The organism is Martinezella paranaensis (assembly GCF_014200235.1).
Taxonomy (GTDB): domain Bacteria; phylum Pseudomonadota; class Alphaproteobacteria; order Rhizobiales; family Rhizobiaceae; genus Rhizobium; species Rhizobium paranaense.
In genome coordinates, this window is record NZ_JACHBI010000008.1 from 309,072 (window position 1) to 315,707 (window position 6,636).

Sequence of the window (6,636 nt, forward strand, 5' to 3'; positions counted from 1 at the left end):
TAAGGAGGAATTCAGTGAAGATCGGTTTTTATACATCGACATTCAACGATCGCCCCTTTGAGGAGGTTGCCGATTTCGCCAGGGAGGCAGGGTTCGATGCGATCGAGATCGATGTCCGCGGCCATATCAAGGCGCCGGATCGTGTCGCCAGCGTCGTAGCCGTCGCCAGGGATCGCGGCCTGTTCGTTGCTTCTATTACTCTAACTGGCAATCAGCTTGATGCCGACACAGGCCGCCGGAACGAATTGCGCACCACAACCCTTGAATTCGCGCATGCGATCGGTGAAGCAAAGGTTCCGATCTTCGTTATCTTTCCCGGCCGCAACGACGATGCGAGCGAAGAGGAGAATTACGACAGTTTCGCAGACCACGCGAGCGCACTGATTGCGGCGACCGAGGCGAGAGGCCTGACATTTGCGATCGAGAACTGGCCCGGCCCGAAGGATAATTTCGTCGGCACCACGCCCTATGGATGGCAGCAGCTTTTCGAAAGGATCAAGAGCCCGCGCTTCGGCCTGGAATTCGATCCATCGCATCTGCTCCGCATTGGTGTAGACCCCTTCGAAGCCCTTGCAGGCGTCAGGGATCGTATCGCCATTCTGCATGCGAAGGATACCGCCATCGACACCGAGCGGCTTCAGGCCGTCGGCTATCATGGCAAAGGATGGTGGCAATATAAATTGCCCGGCAAGGGCATGCTCGATTGGGACAAGTTCCTCCGCCAGGCAAAATCCTATGGTTTCGACGGCACGCTCTCGATCGAGCACGAGGATGCCGCTTACGGCTGGCCGGGCAAGGATCTTCCCGCCCGAAGGGAAGGCGAGCGGCTTGGTTTGAGCTTCCTGCGCAACGCGCTGAAATCGATCTGACGCGTCCAGGGGAAGGGGAGGAACCAATGGCAAATGTATCCGTCAACAATGCGCGCAAGGATTACGGCGCCTTCAAAGCCATCAAGGGTGTGTCCATGGAGATCGAGAATGGCGAATTCGTCGTTCTGGTCGGCCCATCCGGCTGCGGCAAGTCAACACTGCTTCGCATGATCGCCGGTCTGGAAGGCATCACTTCCGGAGCCATCCAGATCGGGACGCATGTCGTCAACGACCTGCCACCGAAGGATCGCGACATTGCGATGGTCTTCCAGAACTACGCGCTCTATCCGCACATGACGGTGGCGCAGAACATGGGCTTTTCCCTGCGGCTGAAGCGCATGCCGCGGCCTGATATCAAGGCGAGGGTTGATCGGGCGGCCCGCATTCTTGGCCTAGAAAGCCTGCTCGAACGCTACCCGAAACAGCTCTCCGGCGGTCAGCGCCAGCGCGTTGCCATGGGCCGCGCCATCGTGCGTGATCCGGCGGTGTTCCTCTTCGACGAACCATTATCGAACCTCGACGCGAAACTGCGCGTACAGATGCGCTCGGAAATCAAGGAGCTGCATCAGCGCCTCAAGACGACGACGATCTATGTGACGCATGACCAGATCGAAGCGATGACCATGGCCGACAAGATCGTCGTCATGAAGGACGGCAAGATCGAGCAGATGGGCTCGCCCCTCGATCTCTATGATCAGCCGAGCAACCTCTTCGTCGCTGGCTTCATCGGCTCGCCAGCCATGAACTTCATCAAAGGCACGATGACGCAGGAGGGGTTTCGGACGGCCGAGGGCATCGTGCTGCCGACGCTTAAGAAGCCTGGCAATGCCGTCACCTACGGCATCCGCCCGGAAAACATCCATCTCGATCCCGAGGGCATCGAAATCGGCATCGTCGTGTTGGAGCCGACCGGATCGGAAACGTTGATCATTGCAAAACTGGGCGAACAGACGATCACCTGCGTATTCCGCGAACGCATTCGCGCCAAGCCGGGGGAGACATTGCGCGTTTCGCCCGATATGTCGGCTATCCATCTCTTCGACGATGCTGGCGTGAACATAGGCCACAGTCGCGCTTGGTGATCGGGAGCGGGCCTACTGCGCGGATGGTGAAGATGCCACCCGGTTATCGGCGCACGACGCCGACCTTTGCAAGCACCTCGTTGGGGATCGCATAGCGTTGAATGACGTCGCGGCCGTTTCGCAGGCCGCAGATTTCACGCTGAATGAAGAAGGCCCAAACCGCATCGGAAGCCTCGTCGACAAGCTTCTCGCGGTTTGCCTCACTGTGGCGAGCCGCGTCCCAGGCCCGCAGTTCCGCAAGCGCCAACTCTACGCGCAGGCCTTGGCGTCCAAGGGAGCTGGCGCGCTCCGACATGAGTTCGTATTCGAGAACGTTGAAGCCGCCACTCGAATTAAACTGCCTCAGAGATTGCGGCGGACGAAGGCTCATGGATGGAGATCCTGTTGTCTGCGAATGATGTTACCCGATCATCATTGGCAGATCGATAGGCCAGCGCCGCGTTCCGGCATTGATTGATAGCGGCTTCGACGCGCCCTGATCATTGGGGCAAAAGGTGCGACGTGCAACATTGCAGCGGGTTAGGCGTGCGTTTCTCGCATCTCGGTGTCGGATGGCTGTGCTGCCGAAGTCGCGTCGTGTCCCGGGATTTTCGCCGCTCGCCGACAGTCGATCAAAATTCGCGCGACGTTATTGTCTAAAAAATGTGCTATTGGTGGGAAGATATGCAATTGCCGCAATGGTGGGTTGACGGTTCGATGCTGTTAAACGGGGAAGTCAAACCTTATATCGCTGTCATCGAAAACACGGGCGGCGCCCGGATGGCAGCCGCTCTTTCAAGCCCGAAGAAAGGGGATGAACATGAACATCGCGCATTCCTTCAACAATTGGCGCCAGTATCGTCGCACCGTATCGGAACTCGGCCGTATGTCGAACCACAGGCTTAACGACATCGGCATCGAGCGCGCTGAAATCCAGCGTATCGCTCGCGAAGCACTCGCACGATAATATTGAATTCTCTCACGGCGTGACAGTGTGATGTTTGGACGCCCGCTCTCATACAGCGGGCGTTTTGCTTTACCGGGACGGCCACGTTCTTACTAAACCGGCTGGCCAAAAATCTGGAAATATCCCCAGGCGGCGGCGAAAACCGCAACCACGACGAGGACGACGAGCAATTTGCGCAGACCTGGACGCGGTGTCTTGGGCGGCTTCGGTCTTCGAAATTTGATGACGTTGTCGTTCATTTGATTTCGGCTATCGGGCATTATCCAGGTTTCTCTTTCGCTCCAAATCCATGGGGTGATAAATAGAACCGTAAGGCATCCGAGGGCAAGTCATTGCGAAACTGCCGTATCGTCATGTTGCTCTAAAAACTTGGAACTGGCTGCAGCGCCTCAGCCTGCCAAACGATCGCCCATATCTTACCACGCTAGCTCACGCTTCGCTTGCGCGTGGGTACGTGATATTTTCTCAGAAAATCCAGTAGTCAAAGGCTCAATTCGTTAGCAACCGAAGCGGCCACGGCGATCGCCGTTGGGAGATAGCCAGTCACGAGCCAGGGCAGATATTCGCGGCAGCCAATCGCTTGCCGATCGTAGGCATCACAGAGGCAACGATCGTCTGGTCGAGCGCGGCAAGAAGCATAGAAAGACGCGCGCCCGCGATTATGACGTTCTTCTCCGGCTCGGACATTGCGAATGCCGTAACGGGCTTTTCGTTCGGAGGGGTTGCCTCGTTCATCTCTTCAGCCTCACTTTCTGGCAGCTCGCAAACTCTCAGTCTCGGCAAAGTCTTCCAGCGGCGGTGTGCGAGCGCTAGTCTCTGGGGCGGTCCTTAAGAGACGACAGCGTCGCCGCATTCAGGGAGGTGGTGGGTTCCAACCTTATCGTCGAGCGACGCGATCTTGTGCGATCGCCTGCAACACCAAAACAAGCCCTGCCGCAGCTTTCAGCAAACCTCGCGCAGTATCCGTTAGAGTTTTCCAGTCAATCAATCGTTGGCGGCCGCTAACCGAATTTCCGGTAAGACTGAGAACAATTTTCCGTCTCTCTTCCAATCTTTGCAATCTTCAACGTCTATCGATTTTGTGGATTGCATTATCGTCGGATCATTGGATGCGGCACAACGCCCTCTGCAACCTGATGCGACGATTGTTCCAAGGAGTGGGGAAATGACTGAGAGCACGAGATCAGAAACATTGGCGCTGCATGCGGGATGGCGCGCGGATCCAACCACCGGCGCCGTGCAGCCGCCGATCTACCAGACGACATCGTTCCAATTCCAAAACGCTGAGCATGCTTCCAGACTGTTTGCGCTGGAGGAGTTGGGGCCGATCTATACCCGCATTGGCAATCCGACCAATGACGTGCTGGAACAGCGACTTGCCGCGCTTGAAGGTGGTGCGGCCGCATTGGTTCTCGCTTCGGGGCAAGCAGCGTCTGCTTTCGCCGTCCAGAACCTCGCAAGGGCCGGTGACAACATCGTCAGTTCCACCGATCTTTATGGCGGGACTTGGAACCTCTTTGCAAATACGCTGAAGGATCAGGGTATTGAAGTGCGGTTCGTGGATCCGCAGGATCCTGAAGCGTTCGCCCGCGCCACCGACGAGCAGACGAGGGCGTATTATGCGGAAACATTGCCGAACCCGAAGCTTCAGGTTTTCCCAATCGCCGAAGTGGCGGCGATCGGCCGAAAGCTCGGCATTCCCTTGATCGTTGACAACACCGCTGCGCCGCTGCTTGCACGCCCCTTCGACCATGGCGCGGCAGTCGTCGTCTATTCGACCACCAAATATATCGGCGGCCACGGCAGTTCGATCGGTGGCGCGATCATTGACGGCGGCAATTTCGATTGGGAAGCAGCGGGAAGCCGCCAGCCTGCGCTCAATTCGCCTGACGCGAGCTATCATGGCGCGGTCTGGGTCGAAGCCACCAAGCCGCTTGGCCCGGTTGCCTACATCGTCAAAGCGCGCACAACCTTGCTCCGCGACCTTGGCTCAGCCCTTTCGCCGTTCAATGCCTTTCTCACGCTGCAGGGTATCGAAACCCTCCCCCTCAGGATCGAGCGGCACAATAGCAATGCCCAGAAGGTTGCCGAATTCCTTGCGAGCCGCCCCGAGGTCAGCCGTGTCATTTATCCGGGCCTGCAATCGGGGATCGCGCGGGAACGGGCCGACAAGTATCTCAAAGGCGGTTCCGGCGGTCTCGTCGGGTTTGAGTTGGCTGCGGGTCGGGAAGCGGGCCGTCGCTTTATCGACGCGCTGGAGCTGCACTACCATGTCGCCAATATTGGTGACGCCCGCAGCCTGGCCATCCATCCTGCCTCGACCACACATTCGCAGCTTACTGCTGAGGATCAATTGAAGACTGGCGTCACGCCTGGCTATGTCCGTCTTTCCGTCGGGATCGAACATATCGACGATATTCTTGCGGATCTCCAACGAGGCTTGGCTGCAGCAAATGCGTTCAAAGTGGCGGCTGAATAGGAGCCGATAACACCGCGTCAGGAGGGTCGGCCTATGCCGGCCCCAGCTAAGGCGCGGCCTGGTGTCTTCTCATCCATGCTGTCTTATTTGTTCACGATTATGGAGTGCCTGGCTTGACCACTCATCTGCAGCCCGCGAACGAGCAACTGGCTCTGCCGGTCATCGATCTTTCTCGCTTCCATGGCCCGGCCGATGACCGTGATGCGTTCGTAGCCGAGCTGCGCCGGACTCTGTTCGACCATGGCTTCTTCTACCTTATCGGACATGGGGTCGACCCCGGATTGGTTTCTTCTGTGATCGATCTCTCGAAGCGCTTTTTCGCTCTTCCATTGGAGGAGAAGCTAAAAATCGAGATGGTGAAGTCACCGCATTTTCGAGGATACAATCGCGCCGGGCAGGAAAGAACGCGAGGAGAACGCGACTGGCGTGAGCAGCTCGACGTTAATACCGAAGGCGAGCCGGCCGAGATTGGACCGGATACGCCGGCCTGGAATCGTCTATTCGGCCCCAACCAGTGGCCCACGGCGCTTGCGGAACTGAAACCCGTGTTGCTGGCCTATCAAAAGGAAGTGACTAGGGTCGGTATCGATATATTGAAGGCGATCGCCGCTGCTCTCGGCAAGCCCGAGAACGTCTTTGCCGAAATTTATGAGCCGCAACCCTCGCAGCTTCTCAAGATCATTCGCTATCCTGGACGTGAGGTCGCAGAGAGTGATCAGGGCGTTGGGGCGCACAAGGACGGTGGATTCGTGACCATTCTGCTCCAAGACACCGAACGCGGTCTTCGCGTCCGCACGGAGGAGGGAGCTTGGATCGATGTGCCGCCGGTACCGGGCACCTTCATCATCAATACCGGCGAGTTGCTGGAGCTTGCGACCAACGGATTTGTCCGTGCCGACGTTCATGATGTCGTCGGGCCGCCCGTCGGCAAGGAACGCTATTCCGTCGCCTTCTTCCTGGGGTCGCGTTACGACGCAACCATTCCGCTGATCGAGTTGCCGGAGGAATTGAAGAGCGTGGCGCGGGGTGTCACCGTGGATCCGTTAAACCCGATCTTCCGGGAAGTCGGACAGAACCATCTCAAGAGCCGGCTCCGCTCGCATCCCGATGTGGCGCTTGCGCATCATGCCGATCTGCTGACGCCGGAGCACATTGCTTCGATCGGCTAGACGAGCGATTCCATGAAAGCGGCCTTTGATGGAACCTGAAGCGGGCTGGCGGATTCCTGGTTTGAGTTATCCAAATGAGGAGTTTCATCAT

At 57.7% G+C, this 6,636-nt stretch carries 8 protein-coding genes; 5 read left to right on the forward strand and 3 right to left on the reverse strand.

All coding sequences use genetic code 11. The features are described from left to right. The first annotated feature begins 14 nt into the window (after window positions 1-14). The gene (locus GGD50_RS20790) at window positions 15-869 is read left to right on the forward strand and encodes a sugar phosphate isomerase/epimerase family protein (RefSeq protein ID WP_183938963.1); all 855 of its coding nucleotides are present in this window, start codon (window positions 15-17) and stop codon (window positions 867-869) included. Between the two features lie 26 nt (window positions 870-895). Continuing rightward, window positions 896-1,951 (forward strand): ABC transporter ATP-binding protein, encoded by a 1,056-nt coding sequence (locus GGD50_RS20795; RefSeq protein WP_183938965.1) that lies wholly within the window; start codon window positions 896-898, stop codon window positions 1,949-1,951. A 43-nt stretch (window positions 1,952-1,994) separates the two neighbouring features. On the opposite strand, the gene GGD50_RS20800 is transcribed toward GGD50_RS20795, so the two are convergent. Continuing rightward, complete coding sequence (locus GGD50_RS20800; RefSeq protein WP_183938966.1) at window positions 1,995-2,321, reverse strand: DUF6665 family protein; 327 nt, start codon at window positions 2,319-2,321, stop codon at window positions 1,995-1,997. 429 nt (window positions 2,322-2,750) lie between these two features. Here GGD50_RS20800 and GGD50_RS20805 point away from each other — a divergent pair, with 429 nt between their 5' ends. After that, window positions 2,751-2,897 (forward strand): DUF1127 domain-containing protein, encoded by a 147-nt coding sequence (locus tag GGD50_RS20805; RefSeq protein WP_183938968.1) that lies wholly within the window; start codon window positions 2,751-2,753, stop codon window positions 2,895-2,897. A gap of 92 nt (window positions 2,898-2,989) precedes the next feature. On the opposite strand, the gene GGD50_RS20810 is transcribed toward GGD50_RS20805, so the two are convergent. Both GGD50_RS20810 and GGD50_RS20815 read right to left on the reverse strand, forming a co-directional pair. Further along, complete coding sequence (locus GGD50_RS20810) at window positions 2,990-3,136, reverse strand: hypothetical protein (protein WP_183938970.1); 147 nt, start codon at window positions 3,134-3,136, stop codon at window positions 2,990-2,992. A 304-nt stretch (window positions 3,137-3,440) separates the two neighbouring features. Beyond that, complete coding sequence (locus tag GGD50_RS20815; RefSeq protein WP_331371043.1) at window positions 3,441-3,632, reverse strand: hypothetical protein; 192 nt, start codon at window positions 3,630-3,632, stop codon at window positions 3,441-3,443. Between the two features lie 430 nt (window positions 3,633-4,062). On the opposite strand from GGD50_RS20815, the gene GGD50_RS20820 reads away from it, so the two are divergent. Next, window positions 4,063-5,376, forward strand: a complete 1,314-nt coding sequence (locus GGD50_RS20820) for an O-acetylhomoserine aminocarboxypropyltransferase/cysteine synthase family protein (protein ID WP_183938972.1) — start codon at window positions 4,063-4,065, stop codon at window positions 5,374-5,376. 113 nt (window positions 5,377-5,489) lie between these two features. Then, the gene (locus GGD50_RS20825; protein WP_246451359.1) at window positions 5,490-6,545 is read left to right on the forward strand and encodes an isopenicillin N synthase family dioxygenase; all 1,056 of its coding nucleotides are present in this window, start codon (window positions 5,490-5,492) and stop codon (window positions 6,543-6,545) included. Window positions 6,546-6,636: the final 91 nt, after the last annotated feature.

Excerpts from the sequence above, each read along its gene's own strand:
- GGD50_RS20815 (WP_331371043.1), bottom strand. The coding sequence starts at position 3,632 with ATGAACGAGGCAACCCCTCCGAACGAAAAGCCCGTTACGGCATTCGCA.
- GGD50_RS20810 (WP_183938970.1), bottom strand. The coding sequence starts at position 3,136 with ATGAACGACAACGTCATCAAATTTCGAAGACCGAAGCCGCCCAAGACA.
- GGD50_RS20795 (WP_183938965.1), top strand. The coding sequence starts at position 896 with ATGGCAAATGTATCCGTCAACAATGCGCGCAAGGATTACGGCGCCTTC.
- GGD50_RS20805 (WP_183938968.1), top strand. The coding sequence starts at position 2,751 with ATGAACATCGCGCATTCCTTCAACAATTGGCGCCAGTATCGTCGCACC.
- GGD50_RS20820 (WP_183938972.1), top strand. The coding sequence starts at position 4,063 with ATGACTGAGAGCACGAGATCAGAAACATTGGCGCTGCATGCGGGATGG.
- GGD50_RS20800 (WP_183938966.1), bottom strand. The coding sequence starts at position 2,321 with ATGAGCCTTCGTCCGCCGCAATCTCTGAGGCAGTTTAATTCGAGTGGC.